The 524-nt window shown below is 56.1% G+C and carries 1 protein-coding gene; it reads left to right on the top strand.

What is annotated here, in order from left to right:
• The first annotated feature begins 256 nt into the window (after positions 1 to 256).
• Positions 257 to 379, top strand: a complete 123-nt coding sequence (locus AB1L30_RS00470) for an MEKHLA domain-containing protein (RefSeq protein WP_367011390.1) — start codon at positions 257 to 259, stop codon at positions 377 to 379.
• The last annotated feature ends 145 nt before the right edge of the window (positions 380 to 524 follow it).

The raw sequence follows: 524 nt of genomic DNA, 5'->3' as shown, positions 1-524 counted from the left end.
GCGCAGCAGTTTAAGGTGCACCCGAACCAGGTCACGCTCTGGAAGAAGCAACTTGTGGCTGGGGCCGAGCAGGCCTTCGAGGGGGCCAGCGGCAAGGCAGCCAAGAGTGATGAACCGGATGCGTCCGAGTTGTACGAGCATCGAAGTCGATCATGGCAGCCATCCTGGATATAAGGGGCGGCAGATCGTACGGAAAACATCGAGACGTTTACCTTCGAGAGGCAAGAGATGAGCAAGGGATTTTTGATCGACATGGATGGCGTCATGTATCGCGGCAGAAATCGAACAGGCCATCGTCTGGAATCTAACCGACGCGGCCGGCAACCATGTCGGGCAAGCGGCGACGTTCGATCACTGGACGTTTCTCGAAGCGAAGTAGTTCGCGACTACGAGTCGGCAACGGTCGCTAAGCGGTCTCGTACCTCGAGAGTTTCCAGCGGCGAATTGCGTCCTCGTCCTTTGCTTCGACGCTTCCGAAGCTGGGAAGTACGTGATTTGCGATTTCGTTTCATCCGTGTAGTAAT

It is taken from the genome of Bremerella sp. JC817 (assembly GCF_040718835.1).
In the GTDB taxonomy this organism is placed as follows: Bacteria; Planctomycetota; Planctomycetia; order Pirellulales; family Pirellulaceae; genus Bremerella.
This window is presented reverse-complemented; position numbering and strand designations above follow the sequence as displayed.

Bases quoted from the DNA above. Each gene is read 5' to 3' on its own strand.
- AB1L30_RS00470 (WP_367011390.1), top strand. From the start codon at position 257: ATGGCGTCATGTATCGCGGCAGAAATCGAACAGGCCATCGTCTGGAAT.